Source organism: Neorhizobium alkalisoli, from assembly GCF_007829835.1.
Classification (GTDB): Bacteria; Pseudomonadota; Alphaproteobacteria; order Rhizobiales; family Rhizobiaceae; genus Neorhizobium.
Genome location: NZ_VIWP01000001.1, coordinates 610,335 through 627,448 on the forward strand (window position 1 = coordinate 610,335; position 17,114 = coordinate 627,448).

The 17,114-nt window shown below is 62.4% G+C and carries 14 protein-coding genes; 1 reads left to right on the plus strand and 13 read right to left on the minus strand.

The genetic code is table 11. The annotated features are described in order from the left end of the window. Positions 1 to 26: 26 nt before the first annotated feature. Positions 27 to 1,559 (plus strand): GMC family oxidoreductase, encoded by a 1,533-nt coding sequence (locus FHW37_RS02755; protein WP_145632151.1) that lies wholly within the window; start codon positions 27 to 29, stop codon positions 1,557 to 1,559. Here the strand turns inward: FHW37_RS02755 and FHW37_RS02760 are convergent. From FHW37_RS02760 to FHW37_RS02820, 13 genes are all read right to left on the minus strand, one after another. Continuing rightward, on the minus strand, positions 1,546 to 3,129 hold the full coding sequence (locus FHW37_RS02760; RefSeq protein ID WP_145632154.1) for a gamma-glutamyltransferase: 1,584 nt from the start codon (positions 3,127 to 3,129) through the stop codon (positions 1,546 to 1,548). The two genes, FHW37_RS02755 and FHW37_RS02760, sit on opposite strands and share 14 nt — an antisense overlap. A 25-nt stretch (positions 3,130 to 3,154) precedes the next feature. Then, on the minus strand, positions 3,155 to 3,592 hold the full coding sequence (locus FHW37_RS02765; protein WP_145632156.1) for a RidA family protein: 438 nt from the start codon (positions 3,590 to 3,592) through the stop codon (positions 3,155 to 3,157). A 28-nt stretch (positions 3,593 to 3,620) separates the two neighbouring features. Continuing rightward, the gene (locus tag FHW37_RS02770) at positions 3,621 to 4,679 is read right to left on the minus strand and encodes an AbrB family transcriptional regulator (protein ID WP_145633806.1); all 1,059 of its coding nucleotides are present in this window, start codon (positions 4,677 to 4,679) and stop codon (positions 3,621 to 3,623) included. Continuing rightward, entirely contained in the window at positions 4,679 to 5,998 is a 1,320-nt protein-coding gene (locus FHW37_RS02775) for an amidase (protein ID WP_145632159.1), read from the minus strand. The genes FHW37_RS02770 and FHW37_RS02775 overlap by 1 nt, the downstream gene beginning before the upstream one ends. Before the next feature lie 18 nt (positions 5,999 to 6,016). Continuing rightward, positions 6,017 to 7,405, minus strand: coding sequence for an amidase (locus FHW37_RS02780; RefSeq protein WP_145632161.1), 1,389 nt, complete (start codon positions 7,403 to 7,405; stop codon positions 6,017 to 6,019). Then, positions 7,395 to 8,282 carry a bifunctional riboflavin kinase/FMN adenylyltransferase gene (locus tag FHW37_RS02785; RefSeq protein WP_145632164.1) on the minus strand — a complete coding sequence of 296 codons (888 nt, stop codon included), beginning with the start codon at positions 8,280 to 8,282 and terminating at the stop codon, positions 7,395 to 7,397. The genes FHW37_RS02780 and FHW37_RS02785 overlap by 11 nt, the downstream gene beginning before the upstream one ends. Next, positions 8,266 to 8,928, minus strand: a complete 663-nt coding sequence (locus tag FHW37_RS02790; RefSeq protein WP_145632166.1) for an isochorismatase family protein — start codon at positions 8,926 to 8,928, stop codon at positions 8,266 to 8,268. The genes FHW37_RS02785 and FHW37_RS02790 overlap by 17 nt, the downstream gene beginning before the upstream one ends. 84 nt (positions 8,929 to 9,012) lie before the next feature. Then, positions 9,013 to 10,146 carry an ABC transporter substrate-binding protein gene (locus tag FHW37_RS02795; protein WP_145632168.1) on the minus strand — a complete coding sequence of 378 codons (1,134 nt, stop codon included), beginning with the start codon at positions 10,144 to 10,146 and terminating at the stop codon, positions 9,013 to 9,015. Positions 10,147 to 10,261: 115 nt separating this feature from the next. Then, the gene (locus tag FHW37_RS02800) at positions 10,262 to 11,332 is read right to left on the minus strand and encodes an ABC transporter substrate-binding protein (RefSeq protein WP_145632170.1); all 1,071 of its coding nucleotides are present in this window, start codon (positions 11,330 to 11,332) and stop codon (positions 10,262 to 10,264) included. A 107-nt stretch (positions 11,333 to 11,439) separates the two neighbouring features. Further along, positions 11,440 to 13,467 carry an ATP-binding cassette domain-containing protein gene (locus FHW37_RS02805; RefSeq protein WP_145632172.1) on the minus strand — a complete coding sequence of 676 codons (2,028 nt, stop codon included), beginning with the start codon at positions 13,465 to 13,467 and terminating at the stop codon, positions 11,440 to 11,442. Then, a complete protein-coding gene (locus tag FHW37_RS02810) occupies positions 13,467 to 14,396 on the minus strand; it encodes an ABC transporter permease (protein ID WP_145632174.1) in 930 nt (309 codons plus the stop codon). The genes FHW37_RS02805 and FHW37_RS02810 overlap by 1 nt, the downstream gene beginning before the upstream one ends. A gap of 119 nt (positions 14,397 to 14,515) precedes the next feature. Continuing rightward, positions 14,516 to 15,550, minus strand: coding sequence for a leucyl aminopeptidase (locus FHW37_RS02815; protein WP_145632177.1), 1,035 nt, complete (start codon positions 15,548 to 15,550; stop codon positions 14,516 to 14,518). 13 nt (positions 15,551 to 15,563) lie between these two features. Further along, a complete protein-coding gene (locus FHW37_RS02820) occupies positions 15,564 to 17,039 on the minus strand; it encodes a 4-hydroxyphenylacetate 3-hydroxylase N-terminal domain-containing protein (protein ID WP_145632179.1) in 1,476 nt (491 codons plus the stop codon). Positions 17,040 to 17,114: the final 75 nt, after the last annotated feature.

A 17,114-nucleotide genomic window follows, 5' to 3' on the forward strand; every position in this document is an offset into this window, starting at 1 on the left:
CCGATTTCCTTCGGAGTCTCCTGCCCATGCCGCATTTCGATATCCTGATCATTGGCGCCGGTTCTGCCGGCTGCGTGCTTGCCAACCGGCTTTCCGCCGATCCATCACGGACGGTCGGCGTACTGGAAGCCGGCGGCCCGCCGGTCGATCCGGATATTGCCGTGCCGCAGAAATGGCCGTTCATCCAGCGCCGCGACTTCGACTGGGCTTTCGAGACCATTCCGCAGCAGGGCACCGCCGACCGCATCCACCCCTGGCCACGGGGAAAAGTGTTTGGCGGCTCAAGCTGCCTGCACGCCATGGCGCATGTGCGCGGCCATGCGGACGATTTTGCCGTCTGGGCGGAAGCGACGGGCTCGAACCGCTGGTCCTACGAAGGCCTTCTGCCCGGCTTTATTGCTTCCGAAAGTTTTTCGGGCGGCGCAAGCACCGTGCATGGCGATAGTGGACCGATGCCCGTCTGGCTGCCGAAGCAAGAGGTGAGCCCCGTCGCGCAAGCCTATATGGCAAGCGGCAGTGCGTTCGGTGTGCCAAACCTTGCCGAACACAATGGCGGCAACCTCACCGGCACGTCTGCCAATTCGCTCACCATCCGCAACGGTCGTCGCGTCAGCGCCGCCGATGCCTATCTGACGCCGGTCATGGATCGCCCGAACCTGACGATAACGCCCTGGGTCACCGTCCATCAGCTCAGGATAGAAGGCGACCGCATCTCCGGCGTCGAAGCAACGGTTGACGGTCGCGACGAGATTTTTACCGCTGATACCATCATTCTTTCCGCTGGTTCGGTGGCCGATCCACTGCTGCTGATGCGCTCCGGCATCGGCGATGCCGACATCCTGCGTCAGGCGGGTGTCGACTGCATCCTCGACCGGCGCGAGATCGGCCGCAATCTGCATGACCACCTGCTCGGCGTCGGCAATGTTTATCGTGCCCAAAAGCCCGTGCCGCCGTCAAAGCTGCAGATCTCGGAATCGCTGATGTATCTGAACGGCGAGGATCCGACGATTGCGGAAGGCAGGCCCGATGTCGTGCTCGGCTGCGTCATCGGCCCCGCCGCATCGGAATGTTTTACAGCACCTGCACCGGGCGAGGCCTATACGCTGCTCTTCGGCGTCACCCATCCGACCAGCCGCGGTCATCTTGCGATCACCGGTCCCGGCATCGGCGACAGGCCGATGATCGATCCCGCCTATATGCAGACGGACCATGACCGCCGCCTGTTCCGGCGCGCGCTGGACTATGCGCGGATGGTCGGGCACGGTGCGGAAATGGAAGAATGGCGGGCGGAAGAGGTCCTGCCGGGCAAGGCGTCGATGTCCGAAGCGGAGATCGACGCCTTCATCGCCAAGGCCGTCATCACCCATCACCACCCGGTCGGCACCTGCCGCATGGGGGCCGACGAGGCGGCACCGGTCGATGCGGATCTGAAATTCCGCGGCCTCGACAATCTTTATGTCGTCGATGCCTCGGTCATTCCGAGCATCACGTCGGGGCCCGTCCATGCGGCTGTTCTGGCGATCGCGGAGAATTTTGCGGCCGGTTTTACCGGGCGATAAAACTCTCCTCGAGGCTGGTATCGCCCCAGGGCGCCATGATTTCGGTGGCGCCGCAATTGCGGCCCTCGCTGCGCATCACGCCGACCGGCACCGCGAAGGCATAAGGATGGACGGTGCGTCTGGCGGCAACGGTCGGCGCGATTTCTGCGAGCGCCGACTGGATTTCTGCCGGAAGATCCTCGTCGGCAATGATCTGCGTGAGGTCGCTGACATCGATCCGCGGATGGTGAAAAGCCTCTTCGAGGCTCATGCCGAAATCGACCATATAGCTGATCAGATTGGTCACGGCCGGCAGGATCTTTCGTCCGCCGGCAGCGCCGATCGCAAACATCCGGCCGCGATGTTCGCCGATCGTCGGGCAGACATTCATCAGGCAGGCTTTTCCCGGCGCAAGCGAATTCGGTTTGCCCGGCTCCGGGTCGAACCACATGATGCCGTTGTTCATCAGCATGCCGGTCGAGGGGGACACAACACGGCTGCCGAATTTCGACAGAAGCGTCTGGGTAACATTGACCATGTTGCCGGCCTTGTCGACGACGCTGAAGGAGGTCGTGCAGGGAGCCGCCTCCGCATCGCAGCTTTCATCGCCGGCATTTTCAAGCCGGTCCTGATAGGCCGCCTGTAGTGCGCGGGCCATGGCAGCATAACTGCCGGCATCGGGGCTCTTGCCGGCCGACAATTCGGCCTCCATCAGCCGCAGCGTCGTCACCAGTTCCCCACCGGCGCTAAGACCGGACGGCGCATGGATGACCGCATCGCGATAGAAGACAGTGCGGGTGGGGCTGACACGGGCGCGATAGGTTTTCAGATCCTCATGCGACAGTGGATTTCCCTTGTCGCGCATATCGGAGACGAGGGCATCGGCCAGCTGACCTTCATAGAAATCCCTTGGGCCGGCTTCCGCCAGACGCCGCAGCGCGGAAGCCATGACGGACTGGTCGAGCCGGCTTTCCTTGATATCGGTCCAGCCGGCAATGTTCGGCCACTGCCCGTCGATCAGGAAAAGCTTTGCCGCATCCTTGTCCTTCGCCAGTTGGCGCGTCACCGAAGCAATCATCAGCGAGGCATACCAATCGACCAGCATGCCCTTTTCGGCCAAAGCCACGGCCGGCGCCAGAAGCTCCGCCCAAGGCCGGGTCGCATAACGCTGATGGGCCAACTCCATACCGGCCACAAGGCCGGGGACGGCAATCGAATGCGGCCCGAAAATATTGCGATCGTCCTTGACTCGCGCCCAGGTGAAGAGGTCCGAGACGCCGCCGCTTTCCACCAGCGGATAATCCGAAAGCCTCAGCCCGACCGGTGCGCGCATGCCGAATTCGATCGTTTCCGCACGCTTTTCGCCGGCCCGCCACAGCGTCATCATACCGCCGCCCATCGGGCCGCTCATCCATGGTTCGACGACGCCAAGCGCAAACGAAGTGGCGATTGCCGCATCCATGGCATCGCCGCCCTCGGCCAGGATTTTAGCCCCCACTTCGGCCGCCGTCCGATGATGAGCGGCAACCAGCCCGCCATCGGTCCAGATCACATCCTTGCTGATGCGCTGCGTCTTCGAAAAATTGCTCATCAGGTGGCCCTCGCAGATGTGGCTATCAGTCGTCACTCGGCACGTAGGCGATGACCTCGATCTCGAGCCCGCAATCCATCGGCGTGCGGCCGGCCTGCATGCGGGCGCGGGCGGGCAGCGCCTCGGGGCCGGAGAAATATTTGATATAGACTTTTTCGAATTCCTCAGCCTGGGTCTGGTCCTCCAGCCAGACATTGGTCTTCAGCAGGCAATCCATGTTGGAGCCGGCCGCCTCGACCAGTTTCTTGATATTCTCCATGATGATTTCGACCTGCCGCGGAAACGGCGTGTCGGGCATGGGCGGAACCTTGGTTCCGGCGGCGCGGGCGGCGGCGACTTCGGCGCAGAAGGCCGCGTCAAAGGGCGCCAGCCCGGAAAGATAAAGCATGTCGCCGTAACGGACGCAGAGATTGTAGGCGCCGCCATTTTCCGGCACGTCGGCCCTGATGATCTGCTTGTGCATGGAATTGTTCTCCCGGTTTGTGTTGGTGTCAGCTCGGTTTCCAGCGATGCAGCATGTGAACCATGCTGCGCGCCACGAAGGGACCGAAGATGGAAACGGCGAAAAGGCGCAGCGTCTGCAGCGTCATGACGAAGGTCATATCGGCGCCGGCATTGACGGCGATCAGCGCGATGGAATCAATGCTGCCGGGCACGGTCGCCAGAAGCGCGCTCATCAGATCGACGCCGGCGACGACCGAAAGCACGGCGCCCGAGACACCGCAAAGCAGCATCAGCAGGAATGCGGCACCCACCAGCGATGGCAAGGCGCGGGCACCTGCGCGCAAAATATCCGGGGTCATGCGAAGGCCGATATGTGCGCCGAAAGCGAGATAGGCGAGCGCCACCAGCCAGGCCGGCACAGCGAGATTGAAACCGGCAACCTGCAGCGCGCCGCCAAGGGTCAAGGGCACAAGCGAGGCTGCCGATGGAATGAAGCGCAGATAACGGGCGCTGAGCGCACCGATCAGCGCCAGTCCCAGCACGATCGATATCGAGGCAAGATCAGGTGCTGAACCAGCGGCCGGATGCGCAACCGCAGCGCCGACGATGAACAATGCCGCGACGACCATCGTGGCGATCACCACCATCAGCCGCACGGTCTGGATCAGCGCCACGAGACGGCTGTCGAGGCCATGTTCATGTGCCATGGCGATCACGGTGCCGGCCATGCCCGGCAGAAAGCCCCATATGGCCACCTCGCCGTCGACCCCCGATGTCCGTGCCGACATCCAGCCGGCAAAACAGGAGGCAAGGAAGGTGAGCGCCACGAAAACGATGACGATCGGCCAGATCTCGCCCATCCGCACCAGCAGCGCGGAGTCGAGATGGGCGGCGATCAGGCAGCCGGCGACACCCTGCGCCATGCGATGCAGGACGCCGGGAATCCGCACTTCGCAGCCGCCGCGCGCCATAACGATGCCGACCATCATCGGGCCGAGCATCAATGCGGCGGGAAGCGACAGCAGCTGCAGCACCTGTCCAAGAACGAGGCCCGGCGCCAGCAACAGAAACCATTGCAGCGGCACCGGCAATGTCGAGACTTTCATCACGATTGGGAAGGCCGCGCCTCGATGCCTGCGGCGCGCAGGCGATCTTCCACTGCCGCGGCCTGCCGCAACAGGGCCGCATCCTCACCCGGACGGGCGACAAGCTGCAGGCCGACCGGCATGCCTGCCGGGCCGAAACCGGCCGGAATGGTGACGCTCGGGCAACCGAGCAGCGTCCAGCGGATATTGTAGGTCGCGGGGCCGGTGCGTTCCAGCCCGAGCGGTGCCTCACCCGGCGCTGCGGGCGTGATGAGGAAGTCCGCGCCGCCGAACAAAGCGTCGAGATTGCGCAAGGCGGCGTCGCGCGTCGCAAGCCCGGCCTGCCAGCCGGCAAAGGTGCTTTTCGCCTGCCGTTCCATGAATTCGTGGGTCATCGGCCGCAGCTTGTCCCAATGCAGATCGCGGTCGGTGGCAAGCGCGATCGACGCTTCCCAGCCGAAAACGTCATCCTGCGCGGGGCCGACCGCCTCGAACCAATCCGGCACCGGCTGCGTGGTAACCGAGCCAAGCACCGAAGCCGCTTTTTCGAGCGGCGCGAAATCCGCAACCGGGTCGTGAACGGGCAGGAACAGCCTCATCGGCTGCAAAGGAAGCTCGCCTTCCGGCGCCAGTAGATCTGGGGCCAGCTCCGGCCGGCGCATGCAGACCGAGACGAGCAGCGCGAGATCGCGAATATCGCGCGCCATCGGCCCGACCACGTCGAGCGTCTGCGACAGCGGCTTGACCCCAAATGTCTCGATCAGTTTTGGCGACGGTTTCATTGCCGCGACACCGCAATAGGCGCCGGGGCGGATGGTGGAGCCGGACGTCTGGGTACCGAGGCCGAGCAGGATCAGCCCCGCGCCGAGCGCTGCCGCCGTGCCGCTGGACGAGCCGCCCGGCGTGCGTTTGGGATCGAACGGATTGACGGTAGCGCCGGGAGATGCGGTGGCAAATTCGGTCGAGACCGTCTTGCCCATGAAGGCCGCGCCGGCCTGACGGGCGAGATGGACAACCGGTGCATCGCGGCTGGGCTGCCAGCCGGGATAGGCGGCAGACCCGTATTCTGTCGGCATGTCGCGGGTTTCGATGACGTCCTTGATGCCGAAAGGCACGCCGGCGAGCGGGCCTTTCGGCGCGACTGCGGCAAGCGCACGGGTCTTTTCCGGCGCATGATGGATGAAGGCATGCAGCGACGGCTCGACCGCGGCAATGCGATCAAGCCAGACTTCGGTGACGGCCGCGGCGGTGAGCGTGCCGCCGGCCACGGCCTTGGCTATGGCGCGCGCACTCATCGAGGCGATATCGGCGGCGGACGGTTTTGACGAATTCATGGTCATGATGTCACCTTAAGAATGTCAGGCAGGGAGTTTCGGACGGCGCATGGCCCAGGGGTTTGCGGCCTCGAGCTGGCCGGCAAGGCTGAACAGCAAAGCCTCAGCACCGAAGGCGGCACCGAAATGGACGCCGACGGGGATGCCCGCTTCGGTCCAGTGAAGCGGCACGCTCATGGCCGGGCAGCCGGAGGCGTTGAAGACCGCCGTCAGCGGTGCGTGGTTCCAAAAACGCTGGAAAAAATCCTCGACGGACAGGCCGGCGCCGGCCAGATGGCCGAGTTTTGGCGCCACTTCCGCCGTCGTCGGTGAGAGATAGATGTCGTATTCGGAAAAATATCGGCCCATAGCCCGGCTCGACTGATGCAGCGCGTCGATCGCGCCGAGATAGTCAGTGCCGGAAAGGCCCTCGCCCATTTTCACCCATTCGGCATTGACGGGTTCGAGCAGTGCCAGCGGATCGGCAATGTTTCTGGCCTTGGCAAGGTTTGCGGTGCCGCGGGCGATATTGACGGCCGCAATGGTCAGCCAGGCCCGGCTTACCGCGTCCCGGTCATATTTCGGAGCGGCCAGCTCGACCGTGTGTCCCAGACTTTCGCAGAGTGCGGCCGCCGCTTCGACGGCAGCCCGGCAATCGGCATCGCCGGTGGCTTCCATGCCGATTTTTAGCGCACGCGGAGGGCGGGAGACGGCTTCAAGGAAAGTGCCCTCCATCGGCGGCGGTCCCCATGGATCGCCGATATCGGATCCATGCGTGACATCCAGCATGGCGGCGCTGTCGCGCACCGAGCGGCTGATCGCATGCAGCGTTCCCATGCCACCGACGGTCTCGACGATGGCCGGACCGAACGGATTGCGACCGCGCGACGGTTTCAGGCCAAACACACCGCAATGGGCGGCCGGAACGCGGATCGAGCCTGCGCCATCCGAGCATTGCGTCATCGGCATGATGCCGGCCGCGACCGCTGCAGCAGCGCCACCGGAGGAGCCGCCCGGCGTGCGTGTCAGATCCCAAGGGTTCTTGGCCGGGCCATAATACGTGCCTTCGGTGGTAAAGCTCAGCGCCAGTTCAGGCGTGTTGGTGCGACCGAGAAAGGCAAAACCGGCCTTGCGCAGCCGTGTGCCCATCGTGCTGTCGGCGGGGCTGACGACACCCTCATGCAGCCGCGTGCCGGACGTGATCGGCATGTCCTTCAAAGGCACGCCGGTATCTTTCAGGAGTAGCGGCACGCCGGCAAAAGTGCCTTCCGTCGAGTAAGACGTCTCATCCGGAAAATGGTGGACGACGGCGTTCAGGCTGGGATTCAGCGCCGCGATCCGGGTCTTTGCTTCTTTGATGAAATGATCCGGCGCCACATCGCCGCGCCTGACCAGATCCGCCATGGCGAGCGCGTCGAGACTGTCATAGTCCATTGTCTGTCCTTTCAAATCCTGTTTCCGCTGCCCCGACAGATGCCGCCGCATGCCAGAGAAGTGTGGATGTTCCGGCCGGCAGCCGGGCTTCGGGGCGCCGTCCTTTCAGGACGAGCATCCTTCGACCCAGCCGCCGGCCCGCGGCTCCTCGTGCCTCAACCATGAAAATTCCATCCGGCGGCAGGATCTGCATCGGGTCGAACTGCCAGCCGGTCGGCCCGGCTTCGATCGCCGTCTCGAAGGGGCGCCCGAGCAGGCGTTCCGCTTCGTCCAGTTGCCCGCTCCGGATGAACTGGCGGACCTGGCTGGAGGAGATGCGAACGCCCTCCTCTCCCCGATCCCGGCATTCGCCGACCACATGCGTGGCAAAACCGCAGATCCGGCCCATCGCCTGCAAGAGCGGCACGTCGCCCGCGCGGAACTGGCCAAAGCGGAAATCGGCGCCGGTCACCACGGCCGAAATACCGAGCCGGACGACGAGATGATCGAGCACGAAACTTTCCGCCGGCTGGCCCGCAAATTGTGCGTCGAAAACGGGTGCATAGATGAGATCGATACCCGCTTCGGCCAGAAGCCGGCGCTGCACCGCATTGCCCGAGATCAAAAAACCTTGCTCTCCCCGGAAATGGTGCCGGGGATGCGGATCGAATTGCAGGATCGCCAACGGGCTTCCCATCTTTTTCGACCGCCGCGCGGCGAGCGCGAAAAGCGCCTGATGGCCGAGATGCAGACCGTCGAAATTGCCGAGCAGCAGGACAGAACCCCGCAGGTCTTGCCGCAGCGCACCGGTGCCGTCATGGACGACTGGGGCGGCGGCCGGCGCCTGCGGGATGAAGCTTTCCTGCTCCATGGCAATCCTGTCAGCCGAGTGTCGCATACCAGTCGTTCACCTCTGACACGGGGATGCAGTCGGCATATTTCTTGTGCATGTCGTAGAGATTGGCGAAATGCGGGCTCTCATGCAGGTCGGCGACGCATTCGATCGGCACGATCGTCCGGTAACCGCGCGACAGGCTGTCGACCACGGTTGCCCGCACGCAGCCGGAGGTCGAGCCGCCGGTGACGATCACCGTATCGACCTTGTGGTATGTGGCGAGAGACGCGACATGGGTCTCGAAAAAGGCCGACGGCATCTTCTTGTTGAGGATGACGTCGCCCTTGACCACATCAAGGCGCGGATCGAGTGCGGCTCGCGGCGAACCTTCCTTGATGTTCTGCAAACTGTCCGGCGTATCAGTGCGGGAACCAAAGACGCCACAATCGTCGCCGCTCTCCGAGAACGCGACATAGGTCCAGATCACCGGCAGGCCGAGGCGGCGGGTTTCCGCCGCCAGCCTGTTGACGTATTCGGTCTGTTTGGGATCGGTCTCGTAAGCCGTCTTGTAGACGTCCGGCTGCGTATAGGCGCATTGCAGGTCGACATTGATCAGCATCGGCCGCGTGCCAAAGCCGTAACGGGGGCGTGTGGGGTTCTTGCTCAGATGTTCGAACATCTGGCGGGCGGTCATATCGGACAATTCCATGTCGGCTCCTGCGGGCTGCACTGCAATTTATTGTTGGCGAGGCCGTAAGGTTCAGGCCTCGCCGGTATTCTGGGAAATTTCGGATCAGCCCTTGCTCATCCAGTCGAGCCAGCGCAGACGGACCTGATCGGCATTCGCCACCCACCAGGCCTGATCGATCTGCAGGTTGCGGGCCGAATTTTCCGGATAACCGGGAAGCTGCTGCTTCATGTCATCAGGAATGCCGCCATAGATCGAGGTGTTCGCCAGGCTGAACGGCATTTTCGTCGCAAAACCGAGTGACCCCTTGGCCATCAGCGCATAGGCGATCAGTTTTTGCGCATTGGCGCCGCCGGGCGCGGATTTCGGGATGACCCAGTAATCCTGCTCGACAATGCTCTGGTTGAAGGTGAAATCGATCTTGCCGGTGCGCTTCTTCTCATCCAGCGTGCGCGACAGGCTCGATCCCATCAGATCGACCTCGCCGTTCTGCATCAGCACGCCCCACTGCGAGGTCTTTTCGACCCAGAGATTGATTTTCGGCCGCAGCTCGTCGAGCGCCTTGAACGCGTCGTCGATATTGATCGGGTAGATCTTTTCCGGCGGAACGCCGGCCGCCATCAGGGCGATCTCGAAGGAAGGACGGGGCTGCGCGTACAATGCGCGGCGGCCCTTGAAACGGGTCGTATCCGCCCATTCCTTCCAGTCCTTCGGGCCGTCCTTGCCGAACAGCGTCGTGTTCCAGGCAATCACGGTCGAGAAACCGACCGAACCGACGCCATATTCCTTGATCACCTTCGGGTCGATCTGCTGCTTCGGCACGATCTTGAAGATCAGGTCGTAATCGATCTTCTGCAGAAGGCCCTTTTTCATCGCCAGTTCCATCTGGGTGCCTTCGGCATCCAGCAGGTCCCATTCGACATTGCCGACATTTTCCATGACTTCGAGCTTGGCGATGTCGGGTACGGAGGCTGTCGAGACGTTGACGCCGCTCACCTCGGAAAACGGCTTGAACCAGACTTCCTTCATCGCATCGGTCGAGGCACCGCCCCAGGTGCAGACGACGACATCGCCGGAACCCTTCAGGAGCGACATGTCCTGCGCCAGAGCAGGCTTGATGCCGCCTGCAAGTGCGAGACCCGTGGCGCCCATCCCGGTGAGAAAGCTGCGGCGGTCGAGTTCGATACCTGCGGTCTCCACCGGCTGAAAGGAATTCAATGCGTCATTTTCTTTCGTCATGGGGATGATCTCCGGAAGGGATGGACGAGAAACTTTCGGCATGCCTTGACCCTGGCCGGCGCGACATCCGCACCGGCAAAGGCAGAAATTGCGGTTCAGAAAATGCGGTGCTGGTTCAGCGGCTGCTCAGCCAGCTCAGCCAGCGGGTCTGGACTTCGGCATCATGCTCCAGCCACCACTGGGCATTGATCGTCAGGCTATTGGCCGAGTGTTCCGGCGTGCCGGGCATTTTGGCGAGAAGCTCGTTCGGCAGGCCGTCATAGGCCGTCTTGTTGGCGACGCTGTAATAGGGAAACAGCTTGAGCGACGCCCGCTCGCCTTCTGCCTGCGCCATCCAGGCCACCAGTTTCTGGGCGTCCTTGACGTTCGGCGCGCCTTTCGGGATCGTCCAGAAGGACTGTTCCATGATGCTCTGGTTGAAGTTGATCGCCAGCGGCTCGCCCTTGTCGATCTGGGTGACCGTGCGACCAAGGCTCGATCCCATCAGATCGACTTCCTTGTTCTGGATCAGCACGTCCCATTGCGAGGTCTTTTCGACCCAGAGATCGACGCTCGGGCCGAACTTTGCCAGCGCCTTGAAGGCCCGGTCGATATCAATCGGATAGATATCCTTCGGCGCCACGCCATCGGCCATCAGCATGATTTCGAGCGTCGGCTTGGGGCGGGCATACAGGGCGCGGCGGCCCTTGAACTTGGTCTTGTCGAAAAACTCGGTCCAGTTGGCAGGACCGGTCTTGCCGATGCTTTCAGTGTTCCACGCCATGATCGTGCCGAACGCGATCGAGCCGATGCCGTATTTCGTCATCTGGGCCGGATCGAGCTGCTCCTTCGGCACCAGCTTGAACATCAGGTCGTAATCGATCGGCTCCAGCAGGTCGTCCTTCATGGCCTGCAGCATCTGCGCGCCTTCGAAATCGACCACGTCCCATTCGACATTGCCGACCTGGTTCATGATCTTCAGCTTGGCGACGTCGGGAATGGAAGTGAAGGTGACATCAATGCCCGTCGCCTTGGGGAAATCGCCATACCAGGCGGCATGCATCTTCTCGACCGTCGGGCCGCCCCAGTTGTTGACCACGAGCTTGCCGGTTCCCTTGAATTCGGCGGGCGCTTCCGCAGCATGGAGGCCGATCGGCAATGACATTGCCAGTGCCACGAGGGCGGATAATCCAAATCTAGATTTCATCGGTCTCTCCTGTTGGAAACATTGGCCCGGTGGACGTGCTTGGGAGGCGTTCTGGGCGGTTGGGTGAATTCGGTTTTCTGCCTGCTTGATCGAGACGGCTTTGGCCGTCAGTGGGTCATGAAGTGTGCGGTCTCCGGAGCCCAGAACAGGCGGCGGATGGCGCCCTGTTCGGGAATGTCGATCGTGCCATCCAGCGGCCGCGTCACAATGAGTGTGCCGTAGGCCGTCGCGAACTGCATATGCAGGAGGCTACCGAGGAAGCGGGCATTGGTGAGCGTGCCTTCGATCGCCCAGTCCGGCGCCGGCTGGCCGGGCGCTGCAAGCCGCACCGTCTCCGGCCGCACGCAGAGGATCGCCGTATCCGAGCGCGCTTCGACCATCGGAAAGGCCCGGTCGCCGCATGTCAGGCTGTTGCCATTGGCGACACCGTGGAAGAGGTTGGACTCGCCGAAGAAGTTGGCGACAAAGCTGTTCTGCGGCTTGAGGTAGAGATCGCGCGGCGTGGCGACCTGCTGGACGCGGCCTTCATTGATGACGGCGACGCGGTCAGACATGTTGAGCGCCTCTTCCTGGTCATGGGTGACGAAGATCACCGTCTGGCCAAGGCTCTGTTGCAGGCTGCGGATCTCGCGCTGCATGTCGACACGCAGATTGCGGTCAAGTGCCGAAAGCGGTTCGTCCATCAGAAGCGCACGCGGACCGAAGGAAATGGCGCGGGCAAGCGCGATACGCTGCTGCTGGCCGCCGGAAAGCTGTGCGATGCGGCGCTCGGCAAAATCCTGCATATGGACGCGTTCCAGCGCCCATTTCACCTTGGCCTGCTGCTCGGCTTTCGAGACGCCGCGGGCCCGCAGCGGATAGGCAACGTTCTGCGCCACGGTCATATGCGGGAAAAGCGCATAGGACTGGAAAACGACGCCGATATCGCGCTGGTGCGGCGGCACGCGGGAAATGTCGCGCTTGCCAAGCATCAGGCGGCCGGCATCGGGCGAGATGAAACCGGCAACCAGCATCAGAAGCGTGGTCTTGCCCGAACCCGAAGGGCCGAGAATGGTCAGGAATTCGCCCGGCTTGACGGAAAAATTCGCCTCTTCCACGACGACCTTGTCGCCGTAGAACTTGCTCATGTGCTGGAAGTCGATGCCATAGCCATGCTGTTCGCCGGCCTTGGCAGGCCCCGGTTCTGCGGAGGGGAGGATGGCGGGCGTGCCGACGGGCGGAGCAGTTTTCAGTGCGACGTTCATGGGCATGGATCCATTGGCAGGGAGGTCAACGGCGGGCGAGGTTTTTGTATTGGCGGCAGCAGCGGCGAGCGTTTTGGCACGGCTGGCGAGGACGCCGGTGCGGGCGGCTTTCCGGATGTTCCAGCCGGCAAAGGCCACAAGCACGAGGAAGAGCTGGACGGAGGCAATCGAGGTAATGGTCTTGTCGAGGCCGTTCTGGCTCAGCCCATCCCAGACCTTTCGAGGCAGGGTCTCGAAACGCGGACTCGAGAGGAATTGCGCCAGAACCACTTCATCGAAAGAGAAAACGAAGGAGAAGATCGCGGCGGCAATGATGGCCGGCACGAGCAGCGGCAGAATGACTTCGAACAGCGTGCGGATCTGGGTCGCACCGAGCGAGGCAGACGCCCGCTCATAGGCCGGATCGAGGCTCGCAAGGCGGGACATGACCGGCATGACGACGAAGGGCAGAACGACGATGGCATGGGCGATCGCCAGCGCCCACATCGAACCAAGCAGACCGTTGCGGGCAAAAACGATATAGAGGCCGACCGAGATCACCATCAGCGGCACGATCATCGGCGCGATGAAGAACATTTTCAGGAATTTCGAGATCGCCTTGTTCTCTATGCGCGACATGCCGATCGCGGCAGCCGTGCCTGTGACAGTCGCCAACAGCGTGGCAAGGGCTGCCACCTGCAGCGAAAGAAGGGCATCGCGGCCCCAGCGGGGATCGTCGACGAGGTTATAATACCATTCGAGCGACAGTTCCTTGGGCGGGAAGACGATGGCGCTGCCGGCGCCAAAACTGATCGGAACGATCATGATCACAGGCAGAATGATGATGACGAGCATCACCCAGCCATAGGCTTTCAGGGCGCGGGCGGCATTGCCCTGGACGAGCAGTTCCATCACTTGCCTCCCTTGTCATAGATGCGGTCGATACCGGCGATGCGGTCGTAGAGAAAAAGCAGGCCAAGGCAGAAGACGAGCAGGACCATGGATGTGGCCGCCGCGAGCTGCAGATTGCCGAGCTGCTGGATCTGGTCGCGGATCGCCATGACGATGGTCGGCGCGCGCCCGCCGCCGAGAATGGCCGGCGTTATGAAGAAGCCGAAGGCGAGCGTGAAGACCAGCATCGAGCCGGCGACGAGGCCCGGAAGGCTGAGCGGCACGTAGATATCGCGAAAGACTTTGGCCGGGCTCGCGCCGAGGCTGAGGCCTGCCCGGACATAGGCCGGATCGATCGCCTTCATGGCCGGGATCAGGGTCAGGACCATGAAGGGCAGAAGGATATGAACCATGCCGATATAGGCGCCGAGCTTGTTGTAGACGAGTTCCAGAGGGCTATCGATGACGCCGATGCCGACCAGAAAATTGTTGATGATGCCGCGCCGCTGCAGGATGATGATCCAGGCGAAGGTTCTGGCGAGAAAGCTCAGCCACAGCGTGATGAACAGCACGACGCCCATCCAGGCGGCAAAACGCGAGCTGACATTAACCATCAGATAGGCGAGCGGATAGGCGAGAAGTGCGCAGAGCACGGTGGTGATGAATGCCAGCTGCAGCGTAAACATCAGCAGCTTCAGATAGACCGGCTGCATCAGGTCGATATAGCCCTGGACCGAAAAGCCCGTCTTCGAGCCGCCGCCAAAGCTCATCCAGAGCAGGACGAGCAGTGGCATGACGAAAACCCCGATCATGGCGACGGTCGGCAGCGCCATCAGCGACACGGTCAGGCCGCGCTGTTGTCTCTGCCAGGCCGTCAGGGTCACGCTCGGCGCACCCGGCATGAGCCTTTTGCCCTTTTCTGCAGTTTCTGATGCGTCGATCGGGGTCATCGCCTCTCCTGTATTCTCCGCCGGTCCGGCTCGGGCTTTCAGGCCCGGATGAAAGACGCGGCTAAATTTCAGGCCCAGATTTCAGGCATGAACGGCCCCCGGCAGGGGGCCGGAACGGTTCAGACAGCCATTTCGGGAATGGCGATGCGGCCCTTGTCGACGATGGTGACATTGTCGAGCGACAGCGAGGTTTTGCGGAGCGGGATATCCATGTGACACATCGTGTCGTTCTTGCCGCCAAGCTCGGTATTCGGGCCGGTGGAGAACAGGACATTGCCGTAATAGCTCAGCGAGTTGACGCTGATTTCCTGGGTGCGGGTGCGGGTAATCGCCCGGTGGAACCATGTCGCGGTGTTGAGCAGGCCCCAGCCGATATGGCTGATCGCATAGGCACGCGGGTCCCTAAAACTCTCCATGTAATCGCGCAGCAGCGGCGCATCCATGCCGTCGCCTTCGATGTCGGTGACGAAACCGTCCTTGATGGTGAGCTTGACCGGGCTTTCGATCATCCGCTGGAAAGCGGTGACGGTGTCGCCCGGCATGATCATCACGGTGCCGTTGACCTTGCCGTCGGTGGCCTGGCTCAGCACCTGGCCAGTGCCCATATGGTCCCAGCGGCCGGGCGTGTCGGTGTAACCATACTGGGTCATCACCCGGTAACCGCCCATTTCATAGGTGACGTCGGTGCCGACATCGGACCAGATGCGAAGCGTCTTTGCCTTTTCCAGCAGCTTTTCGCCGTATTCGATGCGCCGGCGCAGATCGGTATTCGGAAAGTTCTGGGCAAGCACGTCATAGGGTTCGCGGACGAACAGCATGCGGGCGCCGGCTTCGCAGATCTCGTCCTGTTCGGGCGAAAACAGCGTGCCCATCACGTCGACGATCAGATCGGCCTTCTTGAGCGCCTCGATCACCGGCCGGTTGCCGGCAATCGCGGTCTTGCCCGTCGTCTGCCGGGCCGAACGCTTTTCGCGCAAAGGCACAGTGATCTGGAAGGGCGTCGCACCCAGATCGCGCGCGGCCAGCATGAAGGCCTGGGCGTAATCGGCGCGAATATCGTCCTCGCAGAGGATGATCACCGTCTCTTCCGGCTTCATCGCGCAGAGTTTGAGCTGTTCGGTGAACAATTTCACCATTTCATGTTGCGTAGGCATGGTGTGAAATCCCTTAGTCGAGCTCGGCAATCTTCTTCAGATCCGCGACCATGGCGGAGGTATCGAATTCGGCGACGAGGCGTTCGCGCATGCGGGGCGCCGGGCTGGCATTGACGTTCTCGAACAGCGCCACGCGGCCGGCGAGCGACGAGCAGGTCAGATCCCAGATGAAGTTCATCAGCTTCTCCTTCTGCATGCCGGTCACACCCTTGCCTGGCAGGAGCTCTGCAAGATCCGGGCCAATGTCGGGATTTTCGAAGGCGGCCTTGCCGAAGCGCATGACGAGGCCCTGACCGCACATTTCCTGCAGGACATGGATGATGTGCGGATAGTTGCGGATGGCGTAGAGGCGGCCGGTGGTGATCATCATCACGTCCGGGCACATGACGCCGCTCTCGTTGATCTCGGCATTGGCCTCGGCCGCGAGGATGAAGGCTTCGAGCGTACGGTTATATTCGATGATCTCGGCCAGCATGGCGCGGACGCCGGGGATCTGGCCGGTGCCGAGCACTTCCGTCACCATTTTCGCGCAGGCGACGAAGACTTCCGACTTCACCTTGAGGCGGGTCAGCACGTGGTAATGGGCAAACAGCGTCGCCTTGCCGGAAATTGCCGAGACGTGTTCGTTGCCGAGGTTGAAGATACGGTCCTTCGGAACGAAGACATCCTTGAAGATGACGAGCTGGTCGGCTTCCTCCCCCTTGTAGCCAAGCGGATGATCGAACGGATCGGCGCCCGGATTGGAGAGCATTTCGCGGCTGACGAGCTTGATGCCGTCGGAATTGATCGGCACCGCGCCCCAGATCGCGGCTTCCGCCGGCGTGCCGGGATAGGCAAGGTTGGAGAAGAAGATCTCGTTGGTCTGCGCCGCGATCGAACCGACCGACTTGGCGCCGGAAATATAGACGCCGTCCTTTTCAACGCGCTTGACGCGCAGCAGCGAGGCGGCCTGGGCGAGCGGCGAGGAACGGTCGTTCTGCGGGCCGGTCAGGCTTTCAGCGCAGGTGATCGAGTTCATCCGGCCGAATTCGACGTAACGCTGGACGTTTTCGACGAAATCCGGCTGGCATTCCGGAAAGGCCGACTTGAAATCCTTGAACAGATGCAGATGCGCCAGGATGCCGACGGCAAGCGTGGGGCCGAGATCCGGCGGGCGGCCGAAGGTGCCGACCGTCTTGCGGGATGTGTATTCCATCATCATCCGCCGGCCGATCATCTCTTCCTTCGTTTCCGGCACCTGCCAGGAACGACCGGTGACGAGGCCTGACTTCTTGTCGAGAACCGTGGTCGCCTCGGCATATTCCTCGGTGAACTGATCGTCGAACATCGACGCCATCAGCTCGACGCCGGCGGCCAACGCCGGCTCGTCCATCACCTTGGCGACCTTGGCGCCGTTCACCCAGAGCTGACGGCCGTCATCGAGCGAGGCCTTGAATTCCTCGCCGGTCTTCAGCGCGTGTTTGGGAATGATTGTCGTCATCGTGTTCATATCTGACTTCCGTCTTCTTCCGGATCCCGCCGCAGGGTCATGCGGGCAGGATGGGCGCACAGGTTTCCTGGCCGA

Excerpts from the sequence above, each read along its gene's own strand:
- FHW37_RS02800 (WP_145632170.1), bottom strand. The coding sequence starts at position 11,332 with ATGAAATCTAGATTTGGATTATCCGCCCTCGTGGCACTGGCAATGTCA.
- FHW37_RS02780 (WP_145632161.1), bottom strand. The coding sequence starts at position 7,405 with ATGGACTATGACAGTCTCGACGCGCTCGCCATGGCGGATCTGGTCAGG.
- FHW37_RS02755 (WP_145632151.1), top strand. The coding sequence starts at position 27 with ATGCCGCATTTCGATATCCTGATCATTGGCGCCGGTTCTGCCGGCTGC.
- FHW37_RS02810 (WP_145632174.1), bottom strand. The coding sequence starts at position 14,396 with ATGACCCCGATCGACGCATCAGAAACTGCAGAAAAGGGCAAAAGGCTC.
- FHW37_RS02765 (WP_145632156.1), bottom strand. The coding sequence starts at position 3,592 with ATGCACAAGCAGATCATCAGGGCCGACGTGCCGGAAAATGGCGGCGCC.
- FHW37_RS02770 (WP_145633806.1), bottom strand. The coding sequence starts at position 4,679 with ATGAAAGTCTCGACATTGCCGGTGCCGCTGCAATGGTTTCTGTTGCTG.
- FHW37_RS02760 (WP_145632154.1), bottom strand. The coding sequence starts at position 3,129 with ATGAGCAATTTTTCGAAGACGCAGCGCATCAGCAAGGATGTGATCTGG.
- FHW37_RS02775 (WP_145632159.1), bottom strand. The coding sequence starts at position 5,998 with ATGACCATGAATTCGTCAAAACCGTCCGCCGCCGATATCGCCTCGATG.
- FHW37_RS02790 (WP_145632166.1), bottom strand. The coding sequence starts at position 8,928 with ATGGAATTGTCCGATATGACCGCCCGCCAGATGTTCGAACATCTGAGC.
- FHW37_RS02820 (WP_145632179.1), bottom strand. The coding sequence starts at position 17,039 with ATGAACACGATGACGACAATCATTCCCAAACACGCGCTGAAGACCGGC.
- FHW37_RS02785 (WP_145632164.1), bottom strand. The coding sequence starts at position 8,282 with ATGCGACACTCGGCTGACAGGATTGCCATGGAGCAGGAAAGCTTCATC.
- FHW37_RS02795 (WP_145632168.1), bottom strand. The coding sequence starts at position 10,146 with ATGACGAAAGAAAATGACGCATTGAATTCCTTTCAGCCGGTGGAGACC.
- FHW37_RS02815 (WP_145632177.1), bottom strand. The coding sequence starts at position 15,550 with ATGCCTACGCAACATGAAATGGTGAAATTGTTCACCGAACAGCTCAAA.
- FHW37_RS02805 (WP_145632172.1), bottom strand. The coding sequence starts at position 13,467 with ATGGAACTGCTCGTCCAGGGCAATGCCGCCCGCGCCCTGAAAGCCTAT.